This is a genomic window from Brevibacterium sp. LS14, assembly GCF_012027885.1.
In the GTDB taxonomy this organism is placed as follows: Bacteria; Actinomycetota; Actinomycetes; order Actinomycetales; family Brevibacteriaceae; genus Brevibacterium; species Brevibacterium casei.
Window position 1 is genome coordinate 71,795 of record NZ_SJXG01000011.1, and the last position, 13,913, is coordinate 85,707.

Below are 13,913 nucleotides of genomic sequence, written 5' to 3' on the forward strand. Positions count from 1 at the left end.
CACAGTTCACCTCGACGGACGGGTGGGAGGAGGGGGGTCGAGGCGGCTCATGCCGGTCGGGTAAAGTATCTTGATGTCAAGATAAAACTCCGGCCGGGCCGCAGCGTCGCAGTGACGTGGCCTACAGTTGAGTCAACCACTCTCCGGCCAGCGGCGGTCGTGACATGGCCCGCAGCGGTCAACGACGATTGAAGGGATTGTCCATGATTGATCATGAGGTCCGTACCCACAAGAGCTCAGAGAACCTGGCTCGTGAGGATCAGCTCGCCTGGAAGATCGCCGAGGTCGCCTCCGACCCGACGCCCGTCGATCCCGAGGTCACCGAGATGGTGATCAACCGCGTCATCGACAACGCCGCCGTCGCGGCCGCCTCGGTGAACCGTTCGGCCCCCACCCACGCCCGCGAGCAGGCACAGGCGCACCCCTTCACCCCGGGTGCGACGATCTTCGGACTTCCCCTCGCCGAGCGCTTCTCCCCGGAGTGGGCGGCCTGGGCCAACGGCGTGGCCGTGCGCGAACTCGACTTCCACGACACCTTCCTCGCCGCCGAGTACTCCCATCCCGGTGACAACATCCCGCCGATCCTCGCCGTCGCCCAGCACATGGGCATCGGGGGAGCGGACCTCATCAACGGCATCGCCACCGGGTACGAGATCCAGGTCGACCTCGTCAAGGGCATGAGCCTGCACCAGCACAAGATCGACCATGTCGCCCACCTCGGCCCCTCGGCCGCGGCCGGCATCGGGGCGATGCTCCACCTGCCCACCGAGGTGACCTTCCAGGCAATCCAGCAGGCCCTGCACGTGACGACGGCGACCCGCCAGTCCCGCAAGGGTGAGATCTCCTCGTGGAAGGCCCACGCACCGGCCTTCGCCGGGAAGATGGCCGTCGAGGCCGTCGACCGGGCGATGCGCGGTGAAGGCGCCCCGAACCCGATCTACGAAGGCGAGGACGGCTTCATCGCGTGGATCCTCTCAGGCCCCGAGGCCCGCTACACGATCCCGCTGCCGGGCAAGGGCGAGGCCAAGCGCGCCATCCTCGACACCTACACCAAGGAGCACTCCGCCGAATACCAGGCGCAGGCGCTCATCGACCTCGCCCGCAAGCTCGGCGGTGAGATCGAGGACCTGACGAAGATCAAGCGCATCATCATCCACACCTCGCACCACACGCACAACGTCATCGGCACCGGCGCGAACGATCCGCAGAAGATGGATCCGAAGGCCAGCCGCGAGACGCTCGACCACTCGATCATGTACATCTTCGCCGTCGCCCTCGAGGACCGCGGCTGGCACCATGAGGACTCGTACACCCCCGAGCGGGCCGCCCGTCCCGAGACCGTCGAGCTCTGGCACAAGATCGAGACGACCGAGGATCCCGAGTGGACCCGCCGCTACCACTCGACCGACCCGAACGAGAAGGCCTTCGGCGGTCGCGTGGAGATCGAGTTCGAGGACGGGTCGACCCTGACCGACGAGATCGCCGTCGCCGACGCCCACCCGCTCGGCGCCCGCCCGTTCGTCCGCGAGAACTACGTCGAGAAGTTCCGCACGCTCTCCGCGGGCATCCTCACCGAGGCCGAGGCGAACCGCTTCCTCGACCTCGCCGAGAACCTCGAGAGCCTCGACGCGGCAGGCGTGGGCCAGCTCAGCTTCGCCGTCGAAGGGCTGAAGCACAGCGGTTCGAAGGGCATCTTCTGATGCTCGGGGCCACCACGACACCGGCCGAGCGCCGGAAGCGGTTCCGCGAGCTCCTCGCCGGCGACGGGATCGTCCAGTTCCCCGGCGCCATCAACCCGATCAACGCCCAGATCATCGAGCAGATCGGCTTCGAGGGCGTCTACATCTCCGGGGGCGCGTTCTCCGCGGCCCTGGGGGTGCCCGACATCGGCCTGACCACCCTCACCGAGGTGGCCGACCACGGCCGTGCGATCGCCCGGGTGACGAACCTGCCGACGTTCATCGACGCCGACACCGGGTGGGGCGAGGCGATGAACGTCGCCCGCACCGTCCAGGAGTTCGAGGACGCAGGGATCTCCGGCATGCACCTCGAGGATCAGGTCAACCCGAAGCGGTGCGGCCACCTCGACGGCAAGGAGGTCGTCACCACCGTCGAGATGACCAAGCGCATCGCCGCGGCCGTCAAGGGCCGGCGGGACGAGAACTTCGTCATCTGCGCCCGCACGGACTCCCGCGCGGGAGAGGGACTCGACGCCGCGATCGACCGGGCGAAGGCCTACGTCGACGCGGGAGCCGACATGATCTTCCCCGAGGCGATGCGCGACCTCGACGAGTTCGAGCGCTTCGCCGCCAGCGTCGACGTGCCGATCCTGGCGAACATGACGGAATTCGGAAAGAGCGAACTGTTCACCACCGAGCAGTTGGCGAACGTCGGGGTCAAACTCGTGATCTACCCGGTCACGACCCTGCGTCTCGCCATGGGTGCGATCAAGTCGGGCCTGCAGACGATCCGGGACAAGGGCACTCAGGTGGACCTGCTCGAGGGGATGCAGACCCGCGCGGACCTCTACGACACCATCGACTACGCCGCGTACAACGACTTCGACGCGGCCGTATTCAACTTCTCACAGGAGGGTCACCAGTGACCGAAGAAATCAAGAAGGGCCTCGCCGGAGTCGTCGTCGACACCACGGCCGTCTCGAAGGTAGTCCAGGAAACCAACTCGCTGACCTACCGCGGATACCCCGTCCAAGAGCTCGCTGCCAAGCGGAACTTCGAGGACGTCGCCTACCTCATCTGGAACGGCGAACTGCCCACCGAGGAGCAGCTGGCCGAGTTCAAGGCCCGTGAGCACGCCCAGCGTGAGATCTCGCCGGAGCTCGTCGAGATCATCCTCGGCCTGCCCAAGGACGCGCACCCCATGCACGTCGTCCAGACCGCGGTCGCCTACCTCGGCGCCGTCGACCCCGAGGCCGACGTCGAGGGACCCGAGGCCAACCTCGCGAAGGCCGAGCGCCTCTACGCGCAGCTGCCGACGATCGTCGCGATCGACCACCGCCGTCGCCACGGGCTCGACCCGGTGGCGCCGACGAAGGACCTCGACTACGCGGCGAACTTCTTCAAGATGGTCTTCGACGAGGTCCCCGCCGACGAGGTGGTGCGCAGCTTCGACATCTCGATGATCCTCTACGCCGAGCACTCCTTCAACGCCTCGACGTTCACCGCCCGCGTCATCACTTCGACGACCTCCGACCTCTACTCGGCCGTCGCCGGAGCGATCGGTGCCCTCAAGGGACCCCTGCACGGCGGCGCGAACGAAGCCGTCATGGCGATGCTCGAGGAGGTCGGCACCGCCGACAAGGCCTCGGCGTGGATCGACGACGCTCTGGCCCGCAAGGCGAAGATCATGGGCTTCGGACACCGCGTGTACAAGAACGGCGACTCGCGCGTGCCGACCATGCGCAAGGCGTTCGAGGAGATGGCCGAGGTCAAGGGCGCAACCGACCTCCTCGACCTCTACAACACCTTCGAAGAGGACTTCGTCTCCCGCAAGGGCATCTACCCGAACCTCGACTACCCGTCGGGTCCGGCGTACCACCTCATGGGATTCGACACCGAGCAGTTCACGCCGATCTTCGTCATGGCCCGCATCACCGGCTGGACCGCGCACATCTTCGAGCAGCAGGCCTCGAACGCGCTCATCCGCCCGCTGAGCGCCTATGACGGCGAGCCGCAGCGCGAAGTCCCCGACAGCCGGGGCTGAGCATGAGCACCGACGGTCGGCCCACCCCGGGCCGCTACCGTCCGGTCGACCTCGAGGGTTTCGACTTCACCGTCACCGGTGGGGTCGGGACCCTCGTTCTCGATCGGACCGACAAACGCAACGCCCTCTCCCGGGCGATGTGGCGGGCCCTGCCGGAGATCGTCGCCGGCGTCGACGCCGATGACACGATCGGTGCGCTGATCATCACCGGTGCCGGCGGTCACTTCTCCGCCGGCTCGGACATCGCCGACCTCGACGTCCCCATCGCCGACTTCTGGGAGCTCAACTCCTCCGCCGAGGCGGCCCTGGCCTCGGCGCGGACCGTGACCATCGCCGCGATCGAGGGCAACTGCGTCGGCGGCGGCACCGAGATCGCCGCCGCCTGCGACATCCGCATCGCCGCCCCCGGGTCGAAGTTCGGCGTCACCGCCGCGAAGCTCGGACTCGTCTACCCGCCGGGACCGACGAGGAGCCTCGCCCGCGTCCTCGGCGACGCGTGGGCGCGGTACCTGCTGCTCACGGCCTCGATCGTCGACTTCGACCAGATGCAGAGTCTCGGGTTCATCCACGAGACCGCCGACGACCCGCTCGCCCGCGCCCAGGAGCTGGGGGAGCGCATCGCCTCCCTGTCCCAGCTCAGCCAGATCGGGGCCAAAGCCGTCCTCGACGGCGAGTTCGACGGGGGTGGGCAGCCGCCGCGGTGGCTCGATGAGGCCTACCGTGCGGAGATCGCCCGCGGCCAGGCGGCGTTCTTCGCCAAGGAGACCCCCGAGTTCGGCTTCAGCGCAGGCGACTGGCGGGGCTGAGGGGCCCTGCCGCGGGATACACTGAGCGAATGCGCCTCGCCGTCCTCGATATCGGATCCAACAGCGTCCACCTCCTCGTCGTCGATGCCCACGTCGGGGCACCGCCGCTGCCGGCGACCTCGCACAAGGAGATCCTCCGCCTCGCCGAGTACCTCGGACCCGACGGGTCGATCGGCGAGGAGGGCCAGCAGCGGCTGCGGGACTTCGTCGCCGAGGCGGTCGAGATCGCCGAGGACCAGGGCGCGGAGCAGATCCTCGCCTTCGCCACCTCGGCGGTCAGGGACGCCCCCAACGGGGAGGAGCTCATCGCCTCGATCAGCGAGCAGATGGGCGTCAAACTCACCGTCATGTCCGGCAGGGACGAGGCCCGGGTGACGTTCCTCGCCGCCCGCCGCTGGTTCGGATGGTCGGCCGGGAAGATCCTGCTGCTCGACATCGGCGGGGGCTCGCTCGAGATCGCCGCCGGCCAGGACGAGTACCCGCAGGCAGCGGTCTCCGTCCCACTCGGGGCCGGGCGCACGTACGCGGACTTCCTGCCCGGGGAGATCCCCGACGCATCCGACATCCACCGGCTGCGCAAGTACGCCCGCGCCCAGATCGGGCGCATCGCCGGTGAGATCAACCGGGTCGGCACACCCGATCAGGTCGTCGGCTCCTCGAAGACCTTCCGGTCGCTGGCCCGTATCGCCGGCGCCGCACCGAGCGGGGACGGAATCTACGTCCCCCGCAAGCTCTTCCGCCGCGACCTGCCCGGCATCATCGACACCCTCTCCGCGCGCACCCCGGCCGAACGCGCCACGCTGCCCGGGGTCTCCGAGGCCCGCGCCGGTCAGGTCCTCGCCGGGGCCATCGTCGCCGAGGCGGCCTTCACGATCTTCGACATCACGGTGATGAACATCTCCCCGTGGGCGCTGCGCGAGGGCATCATCATGCGGAAACTCGACCTGCTGGATTCGGCGGAGACCACCTCGGCGATGGGCAGATCCGCCGACTGAATCGATGGCCGGAGTCACAGCCGGATCTGTTCCCATTTGCTCTCCGCACCTGTTAGCTTGTGATTACCGGCCAGTCACCTGGGCCGGCCGCCACGGGGCAGTTTCCCCGATCTCTGGAGGCAAGACGGCAATGCGAAACGGCGAGCTATCCCCCTCGTTCCGTGAAGAGTCCCTGCGCACCATGGAAGCGACGAGCCCGGACGATCCGCTCGACGTCTTCGTCGTCGGGGGAGGGGTGACGGGAGCGGGCTCCGCCTTCGACGCCGCCACCCGCGGCCTCAAGGTCGGCGTCGTCGACGCCCACGACTGGGCATCGGGCACCTCCTCGCGGTCCTCGAAGCTCATGCACGGGGGCCTGCGCTACCTCGAGATGCTCGACTTCAAACTCGTCGCCGAGGCGCTCAAGGAACGCGACCTGCTGCTCACGCACACCGCGCCCCACCTCGTCGAACCCGTCGCGTTCGTCTTCCCCTTCGAACACCGCCTCATCGACCGGGCCTTCATCGGCTCCGGCGTCCTCCTCTACGACACGATGGCCACCCGGCCCGGCCGCAAGCGCGCCGTGCCGATGCACCGCCACCTGGGCAAGAAGGCGCTGAGCGCGCACTTCCCGGGACTCGCCGACGACGCAGCGGTCGGCGCGCTCGAATACTACGACGCGAAGGTCGACGACGCCCGCTTCGTCATGACGCTCGTGCGCTCGGCCGTGAGCTTCGGCGCCGCCGCTGCCAACCACGTCTCCGTCATCGACTACCTCCACGACGGGGACCGGGTGTCCGGGGTCCGCGTGCGCGACGAGGTCTCGGGCCGGGAGTTCGACGTCCACGCCCGCCGCACCATCCTCGCCGGCGGCGTCTGGACCGAACAGCAGCAGGACCTCGCGAAGGCCGACGCCGGTCTCAAGGTGCTCGCCTCGAAAGGCATCCACATCACCGTCGACCAGGACAAGATCAAGGCCGACCCCGATACCGGCATCATCTCGAAGACCGAGAAGTCAGTGCTCTTCGTCATCCCGTGGGACGGCTACTGGGTCATCGGCACCACGGACACCCCGTGGAAGGAGGACGTCGCCGCCCCGGTCGCGACCTCCGACGACATCGACTACCTCCTCGAACACGCCAACGCGATCCTCGAGGACAAGCTCAGCCGCGACGACGTCGTCGGCGTCTACTCGGGTCTGCGCCCGCTCCTCCAGCCGGTGGAGAAGGACGGCGAGGCCTCGACGAAGGTCTCCCGCGAGCACACCGTCATGGAGGTCGAGCCCGGCCTCTCGGCGATCGCCGGCGGCAAGTTCACGACCTACCGGGTGATGGCCGAGGACGCCGTCGACTTCGCCCTCGGCGACGAAGCCTCCGACCGGACCTCGCTGACGGAGTCCGTGCCGCTGCTCGGCGCCCAGGGGGTCGGCGCGGTCCGCCGCGGCCAGGCCGGCATCGCTGAGCGCTACGGCTGGGACGAGGCCCGGGTCAAGCGCCTCATCCGCCGCTACGGGACGATGCTCGAGGACCTCCTCGACCTCATCGACGACAACCCCGAGCTCGGTCAGCCCCTGCCGGGAGCAGAGCGCTATCTCGGCGTCGAGGCCCACTACGCGGCCACCTCGGAGGGCGTCGTCCGCCTCGAGGACGTCCTCGAGCGTCGGATGCGGCTCAACTATGAGGTCAGGGACCGGGGCAAGGCCGCCGCCGAGGCGGTCGCGGAGATCATCGCCCCCGTCCTCGGCTGGGACGCGGAGAAGGTCGCCGCCGAGGTCGCGGCCTTCCGCGCCCACGTCGACGCCCAGGTCGCCGCGGAGTCCACGCACGACGACGCCGCCGCGGCAGCGCTCGTCACCGACAGCTGGAGCGCACGCTAGGAGGACACGGCACACCGCCTCGGCGGGGGAGGGACGAGGACGTCGCCCCCGCCGCTCCGACCCTCACCGGGTCGACCACGATCCCCTCCCATCCCATCTCAACAAAGGAGTTCACCCACCATGGGACCGATTGGCACGATCCTCCTCCATGAGACGGCGGGCACAGCGATGCTGCTGCTGCTCGGCGTCGGCGTCGTCGCGAACGCGGTGCTCGCCAAGACCAAGGGCAATGCCGGCGGCTGGCTGATGATCTCGCTCGGCTGGGGCCTCGCGGTCTTCGCCGGCGTCTACGTCGCCTACAAGTCCGGCGCCCACCTCAACCCCGCGGTGACGCTGGGCATCCTCTCCAGTGGAGCCACCGAATACGCCCCCGGCATCCCGATCACGTTCGGGACGACGATCGCCTACCTCTTCGCGCAGATCGTCGGTGCGACCCTCGGTGCGATCATCGCGTGGCTGGCGTACAAGAACCACTACGACGCCGAGACCGAGCCGGGCAACATCCTCGGCACCTTCTCCACCGGGCCCGAGGTGCGCAGCTACGGCTGGAACGTCCTCACCGAGGCGATCGGCACCTTCGTCCTCGTCTTCATCATCCTCCTCTTCGGCGGCACCCCCAGCGGGCTGGGACCGCTGGCCGTGGCGCTCGTCGTCGTCGTCATCGGCGCCTCCCTCGGCGGTCCGACCGGCTACGCCATCAACCCGGCACGCGACCTCGGCCCGCGCATCGCGCACACGATCCTGCCGATCCCGAACAAGGGCAGCTCCGACTGGAGCTACGCGTGGGTGCCGATCGTCGGCCCCATTCTCGGCGGCGTCCTCGCCGGCTTCGTCTCGAATGCCTTCATCTGAGAACAGTGACATCCTAGAAACCACCACGAAGCTCGGCGCCCGGGGTGCCGAACGGACACAGGAGTCTTCATGAGCCAGGACAAGTACATCCTCGCAATCGACCAGGGCACCACCTCGTCGCGGGCGATCGTCTTCGACCATAACGGGCAGATCGTCTCGAGCGGACAGCTCGAGCACGAGCAGATCTTCCCCCGCGCCGGGTGGGTCGAACACGACCCGAAGGAGATCATCCGCAACACCAACGAAGCGATCGGCCAGGCGCTGTCGCGGGCGAACATCAACCGCCACCAGCTCGAGGGCGTGGGCATCACCAACCAGCGCGAGACGACGGTGGTGTGGGACAAGAACACCGGCGAACCCGTCTACAACGCGATCGTCTGGCAGGACACGCGCACGCAGAAGATCGCCGACGAACTCGGCGGCGACGAGGGTGCCGACAAGTACAAGGACCGGGTGGGCCTGCCGCTGGCGACCTACTTCGCCGGCCCCAAGGCCAAGTGGATCCTCGACAACGTCGACGGCGCCAGGGAGGCCGCGGAGAACGGCGACCTCCTCTTCGGCACGATGGACTCGTGGGTGCTGTGGAACCTCACCGGCGGGGTCAACGGCGGCGTCCACATCACCGACGTCACCAACGCCTCGCGGACGATGCTCATGAACATCGACACCCTCGACTGGAACGAGGAGATCGCCGCCGACATGGGCATCCCCATGTCGATGCTGCCGGAGATCAAGTCGTGCTCGGAGATCTACGGCTACGGCGCGAAGAACACCCTGCTCATCGACACCCCGATCTGCGGCATCCTCGGCGACCAGCAGGCGGCGACCTTCGGGCAGGCGTGCTTCGAGAAGGGGCAGGCGAAGAACACGTACGGCACCGGCAACTTCATGCTCATCAACACCGGCACCGAGCCGGTGGCGAGCAAGAACGGCCTGCTCACGACCGTGGCCTACAAGATCGGCGAGGACGACGCGGTCTACGCCCTCGAGGGGTCGGTGGCCGTGACCGGTTCGCTCGTCCAGTGGATCCGCGACAACCTCGGACTCATCAAGGACGCCCCCGAGGTCGAGGTGCTCGCGAAGAAGGTCGAGGACAACGGCGGCTGCTACATCGTGCCCGCGTTCTCCGGTCTCTTCGCCCCGCACTGGGAGTCCGACGCCCGCGGCGTCATCGTCGGCCTCACCCGGTACGTCAACAAGAACCACATCGCCCGGGCCGCCCTCGAATCGGTCGCCTTCCAGTCCCGTGAGGTCCTCGATGCGATGAACCTCGACTCCGGCGTCGAGCTCACCGAGCTCAAGGTCGACGGCGGCATGGTCGCCAACGAGACGCTCATGCAGTTCCAGGCCGACCTCCTCGGCGTGCCCGTCATCCGCCCCGAGGTCATCGAGACGACGGCGCTCGGTGCCGCGTACGCAGCGGGCATCGCCGTGAAGTTCTGGAGCGGCGAGGAGGACGTGAAGAACAACTGGCACGAGGACAAGCGCTGGGAGCCGGAGATGGACGACGAGACGGTCGCCCGCGTCTACCGGCTGTGGAACAAGGCCGTCGACAAGTCCAAGGGCTGGGTCGATGAGGACGTCGAGGAGCTCTACGGCTGAGCCGCGACGCATTCAACCGCGCGGTCTGAGCGGCACGCATTCAGCCGCGCGGTCTGAGCCGCCTTCCGGGCGCTCAGCCACCCTTCGCCGGGTGGCTGGGCGCCCTTCGGGTTGCCGGGGCGGGTGCCGATCGTCGGGTCAGCGAACCCTGGACCCCGCCGAGGCGGCCAGACTCAGAGCTCGACCGTGTACATCCGCTCGGGCACCGCGGGTTCGACGCCGTCGTAGACGTGCGTGATCTCCGTGCGCGCCCACCCCTGCTTCTCGTAGAAGCGCATCGCCCGGTCGTTGCCCTCGGCGACCATGAGGTAGGCGCGTGCATAGCCGTCGTGGCGCAGCTCGTCCTCGAGTGCGGTGAAGAGGACGGCGGCGACCCCGGTGCCGAAGGCCTCGGGGGCGAGGTTGATATGGGCGAGCTGGCCGAGGTCCGCGGTGACGGGGAGACGGTCGAGCACCTCGGCGGGGTCACGGGGTGCGCTCACCCCGCCGAAGCCGAGGATCCGGTCGCCCGCGACGACGACGAAGTTGCGGACCCGGTTGTCGGGGTCGCTGAGCGCCTGAGTCCAGTTCGCGGCGAAACGGTCCTCGTCCAATCCGTCGAGGAACTCGTCGGCCATGATGCCGCGGTAGGCGGCCCGCCATGCGGCGACGTGGATCTCGGCGAGGCGGGGGACGTCGGAGACGCGGGCGGGACGGACGTCGGCAGGAATCATGGGCACAGACTATCCGGTCACCTCGGCGAGGGGGATTCCCAGACCACGGCGAGTGGGCGACTCCGCGGAGAAGGCGAGTGGGTGATTCCGAGGAGAGGGCGAGGGACGATTCCGAGGAAAACCGGAGCGGCAGGGCCGGCGAGGAGGACTAGACTGGTGGAGATGAGCAAGGCGAAGAAGTCGAAGTCGGGGCGCAAGGTTCTGACTGCGAAGAACTCGGCGCGGTCGAACTCCCGGCGCCACCGTGAGTTCTTCGCGGCGAACCAGGTGTACGACCACGACACCCATCACGTCTCCGACCACCCGATCAGGATCGGACTCTCCTCCTCGTCGGTCTCGCCGATGACCGTCGAGGAGACGTTCGCGCAGGCCTCGTCGATCGGCTACGACGGCGTCGAGATCATGGTCACCCACAACGCCGAGACGAGGGACGTCGACCTCATCACCGGACTCGCCGCGGACACCGGCCTCGACGTCATGTCGCTGCACGCGCCGACGCTGCTCTTCCTGCCCCGCGTCCTCCACAAGGACCACTGGGAGAAGCTGCGGATCACAGCGAACCTCGCCCGCGAGGTCGGGGCGACCACCGTCGTCCTCCACCCGCCCTTCCGCTGGCAGGGGGCGTACGCGCGCGAATTCGTCGACGGGGTGCGAGAGGTCTCCGAGGAGACCGGAGTCGTCCTCGCGGTGGAGAACATGTACCCGTGGCGGGCGGGAGTGCGCGAGATCCTCGTCTACTACCCCGACTGGAACCCGCTCGACGAGGACTACGACGCTCTCACCTTCGACTTCTCCCACGCCTCGACGGCGGGGATGAACGCGCTCGACACCGTCGCCGAGATCTTCCCGCGCCTGCGCCACGTCCACCTCACCGACGGTGCGGGCTCGCTCAAGGACGAGCACCTCGTGCCCGGGGCGGGGACCATGCCCGTGGCCGAGACGCTCCAATACCTCGCGAAGCACAACTGGTCCGGCGACGTCGTCGTCGAGGTCAATACCCGCTTCGTCGCCAAGAAGTCCACCCGTGAGCAGATGCTCGCCGACTCCCTCGCCGTCGCCCGCAAGCACCTCGGACTCGACGGTGTGCCGGGGGAGGGGTCGGGGTCCGCGGGCTCCGGAACCGGGGCTGCGGGCGCTGGTGCACCGGACGGTGGGACCTCCCACTCAGAGCCGACGACTCCTGGGGAGGCGTCGCCTGTGGAGACCTCGCCGGAACCGGGGACTTCTCACCGGTCAGCGTCGTCGAAGCGCGCCTCCGCCGACGCGAGCTGACCATCTGACCTCGTCACCTGCCTGCGCCGTGCCTGCGGCGTGCCCGCACGGAGGGCACCCCTTCGGAGTTCCGCCCACTCTTGTCGCGCGGTCGCGGCACCGATTTCGCGGTCACCGGCTCCTCTGACACCATCGGGGAGGGACGACTTCAGAAAGGCTGACCTCCATGACCACGATCGCTTCCATCGGCACCGGCAATATGGGCACGGCGCTCATCAAGGGCATCCTCGACGCGGATCCGAGCATCGAGGTGCGGGCGACGACGCACTCCGCCGCCTCGGCGCAGCGCCTCGCCGCCGCCCTGCCTGCCGCCACCGTCACCTCGGTGGAGGATGATCCCGACGCCAACCGGGCGGCGGCCGAATCCGCGGACTTCGTCTTCCTCGGCGTCAAGCCGTGGATGATGGCCGAGACCGTGCGCGACCTCGCCCCCGCCCTGACCGGGCAGTCCGTGCTCGTGTCGATGGCCGCCGGCGTCTCCGCCGCCGACCTCGCCCGACTCGCCCCGAACAGCCCGATCGTGCGGATCATGCCGAACACCCCGAGCGCGATCGGCCACGGCGTCATCGCCCTGTCCCCGGCTCCCGGAGTCGACCCGACCGCCGCCGCGACTCTGCGCAGGCTGCTCTCGGGCGCAGGCCTCGTCGTCCCCCTCGACGAAGCCGAGATCCCCGCCATGACCGGGATCTCCGGGTCCGGTGTGGCGTACTTCTTCCTCCTCGCCGAGGCGATGATCACCGCCGGCGTCAAGCTCGGGCTCACCGAGGAGACTGCAGCGAAGATGGTCGTCGCCACCGCCGACGGCGCCGGACGCCTGCTGGCCGACAACCCTGACCCCGCGGCCCTGCGGAAGGCCGTGAGCAGCAAGGGCGGGACCACCCTGGCCGCGCTCAACACCTTCATCGACGGCGGCATCTTCGACCTCGCCGAGGCGGCCGTCACCGCGGCCGCTGACCGCTCGCTCGAGATGGAGAAGGAGAACTCCGCCGCGATCGACGGGTGATCTGTGCGATCGGATGCGGTTCGAGCGGGCAGCGCGGGTGCGTTCGGAATCAGTCGGGCGGCAGCGGAGCCGGTCGGTCGGACTGAATCGTCGCGTTCGGGCGGGATGCCGCGGCACGGCGGCCTGAGTGCGGTGCCGAAGCCGGGCCGGGTGCCGGGGCAGGCCCGGGTGCCGGGCGTCGCGTCAGGGCAGGATGCCCGCGGCCCGGGCGATCGACACGGCCTCGTGCCGGGTGCGCGCGGTGAGCTTGACCATCGCGGTGTTGAGGTAGGACTTCACGGTCGACTCCCGCAGTCCCAGTGCCTCGGCGATGCGGGCGTTCGACCATCCCAGGGCCACGTGCGAGAGGATGTCGGTCTCCCGTGGTGAGAGGCTCACCGACGTCGTCGGCTCGGGAGCGGACTCCGGGTTGTGCCCGGAGAGGATGTCGGCGAGTCGGGTCTCGATCGAGGTCAGTCGTTCGCGGGTGGCGTCGTCGGCGACGTCGGAGCGGATCGCCCGCAGCTCGGCGAACGTGCGGCGCAGCGCTTCGCGACTCGAGGAGTCGAGGTCGGCGAGAGGCTCGACGACCGGGGTGACCGGCTGCGGTCGGCGCAGTCCGAGGCGCCCGAGGTCGACGGAGAGCTGACGCACCCGGCGGACGAGGTCGCCGGTCTGCGGGGCCGCCTCGGCGTAGGCCTTGCGATGTCCGCAGTAGACCATCCCGGTGACCTCGCCGCCGAGGAGGGTGGGGACGGCGATGAGCACCTGGATGCCCTCGCCGAGGACCTCCTCGTCGTAATGGTGCGTGATGAACGGGTCGATCTCGTAGTCACGGGTGAGCTGCGGGGTGCCCTCGGTCAGGGCGCGCCCGCCGAGGCCGCGGCCGGTGCTGACGATGAGCGAGGCCAGGCCGTCCCGGCTCGCTCCGGCGACCGCCTCGACGGCGACCGCCCCCTCTTCGACCATGCCGCCGAAGACGACGTCGCCGGTGCCGTTCGCGTGCAGGGAGTCGACCGCCTCGGCGAAGAGACGGCGGGATTCGGATTTCAGCGCCCGAGCTTCCTTGGCCATGACGTTCATGTGAATACGCTACCAACTTTCGGTGGTATT

General features: G+C 68.8%; 12 protein-coding genes. 10 read left to right on the forward strand and 2 right to left on the reverse strand.

Annotation, left to right across the window (positions count from 1 at the left end; genetic code table 11):
• The first annotated feature begins 203 nt into the window (after nt 1–203).
• The 8 genes from EZE58_RS01850 to glpK all read left to right on the forward strand — a co-directional run bounded on the left by EZE58_RS01850 (nt 204) and on the right by glpK (nt 9,833).
• Nucleotides 204–1,700 (forward strand): MmgE/PrpD family protein, encoded by a 1,497-nt coding sequence (locus EZE58_RS01850; RefSeq protein ID WP_063249255.1) that lies wholly within the window; start codon nt 204–206, stop codon nt 1,698–1,700.
• Nucleotides 1,700–2,605 (forward strand): methylisocitrate lyase, encoded by a 906-nt coding sequence (gene prpB / locus EZE58_RS01855; protein WP_167559692.1) that lies wholly within the window; start codon nt 1,700–1,702, stop codon nt 2,603–2,605. The genes EZE58_RS01850 and prpB overlap by 1 nt, the downstream gene beginning before the upstream one ends.
• Nucleotides 2,602–3,723, forward strand: a complete 1,122-nt coding sequence (locus tag EZE58_RS01860; RefSeq protein ID WP_167559694.1) for a bifunctional 2-methylcitrate synthase/citrate synthase — start codon at nt 2,602–2,604, stop codon at nt 3,721–3,723. Before prpB ends, EZE58_RS01860 begins: the two co-directional genes overlap by 4 nt.
• Nucleotides 3,724–3,725: 2 nt before the next feature.
• Nucleotides 3,726–4,529 (forward strand): enoyl-CoA hydratase/isomerase family protein, encoded by an 804-nt coding sequence (locus EZE58_RS01865; RefSeq protein WP_167559696.1) that lies wholly within the window; start codon nt 3,726–3,728, stop codon nt 4,527–4,529.
• A gap of 29 nt (nt 4,530–4,558) precedes the next feature.
• Nucleotides 4,559–5,524, forward strand: coding sequence for a Ppx/GppA phosphatase family protein (locus EZE58_RS01870; RefSeq protein ID WP_167559698.1), 966 nt, complete (start codon nt 4,559–4,561; stop codon nt 5,522–5,524).
• A 181-nt stretch (nt 5,525–5,705) separates the two neighbouring features.
• On the forward strand, nt 5,706–7,379 hold the full coding sequence (locus EZE58_RS01875) for a glycerol-3-phosphate dehydrogenase/oxidase (RefSeq protein ID WP_240941048.1): 1,674 nt from the start codon (nt 5,706–5,708) through the stop codon (nt 7,377–7,379).
• Nucleotides 7,380–7,508: 129 nt separating this feature from the next.
• Nucleotides 7,509–8,231, forward strand: coding sequence for an MIP/aquaporin family protein (locus EZE58_RS01880; RefSeq protein WP_167559714.1), 723 nt, complete (start codon nt 7,509–7,511; stop codon nt 8,229–8,231).
• A gap of 69 nt (nt 8,232–8,300) precedes the next feature.
• On the forward strand, nt 8,301–9,833 hold the full coding sequence (gene glpK / locus EZE58_RS01885; protein WP_167559702.1) for a glycerol kinase GlpK: 1,533 nt from the start codon (nt 8,301–8,303) through the stop codon (nt 9,831–9,833).
• Between the two features lie 173 nt (nt 9,834–10,006).
• Here the strand turns inward: glpK and EZE58_RS01890 are convergent, their stop codons facing one another.
• Nucleotides 10,007–10,546, reverse strand: a complete 540-nt coding sequence (locus EZE58_RS01890) for a GNAT family N-acetyltransferase (protein WP_095376691.1) — start codon at nt 10,544–10,546, stop codon at nt 10,007–10,009.
• A 162-nt stretch (nt 10,547–10,708) separates the two neighbouring features.
• Here EZE58_RS01890 and EZE58_RS01895 point away from each other — a divergent pair, with 162 nt between their 5' ends.
• Nucleotides 10,709–11,818 (forward strand): sugar phosphate isomerase/epimerase, encoded by a 1,110-nt coding sequence (locus EZE58_RS01895; protein WP_119296399.1) that lies wholly within the window; start codon nt 10,709–10,711, stop codon nt 11,816–11,818.
• Nucleotides 11,819–11,984: 166 nt separating this feature from the next.
• A complete protein-coding gene (proC, locus tag EZE58_RS01900) occupies nt 11,985–12,821 on the forward strand; it encodes a pyrroline-5-carboxylate reductase (RefSeq protein WP_119296374.1) in 837 nt (278 codons plus the stop codon).
• A 183-nt stretch (nt 12,822–13,004) separates the two neighbouring features.
• Here proC and EZE58_RS01905 read toward each other — a convergent pair whose 3' ends face one another.
• A complete protein-coding gene (locus EZE58_RS01905; protein WP_009380593.1) occupies nt 13,005–13,883 on the reverse strand; it encodes a LuxR C-terminal-related transcriptional regulator in 879 nt (292 codons plus the stop codon).
• Nucleotides 13,884–13,913 lie beyond the last annotated feature (30 nt).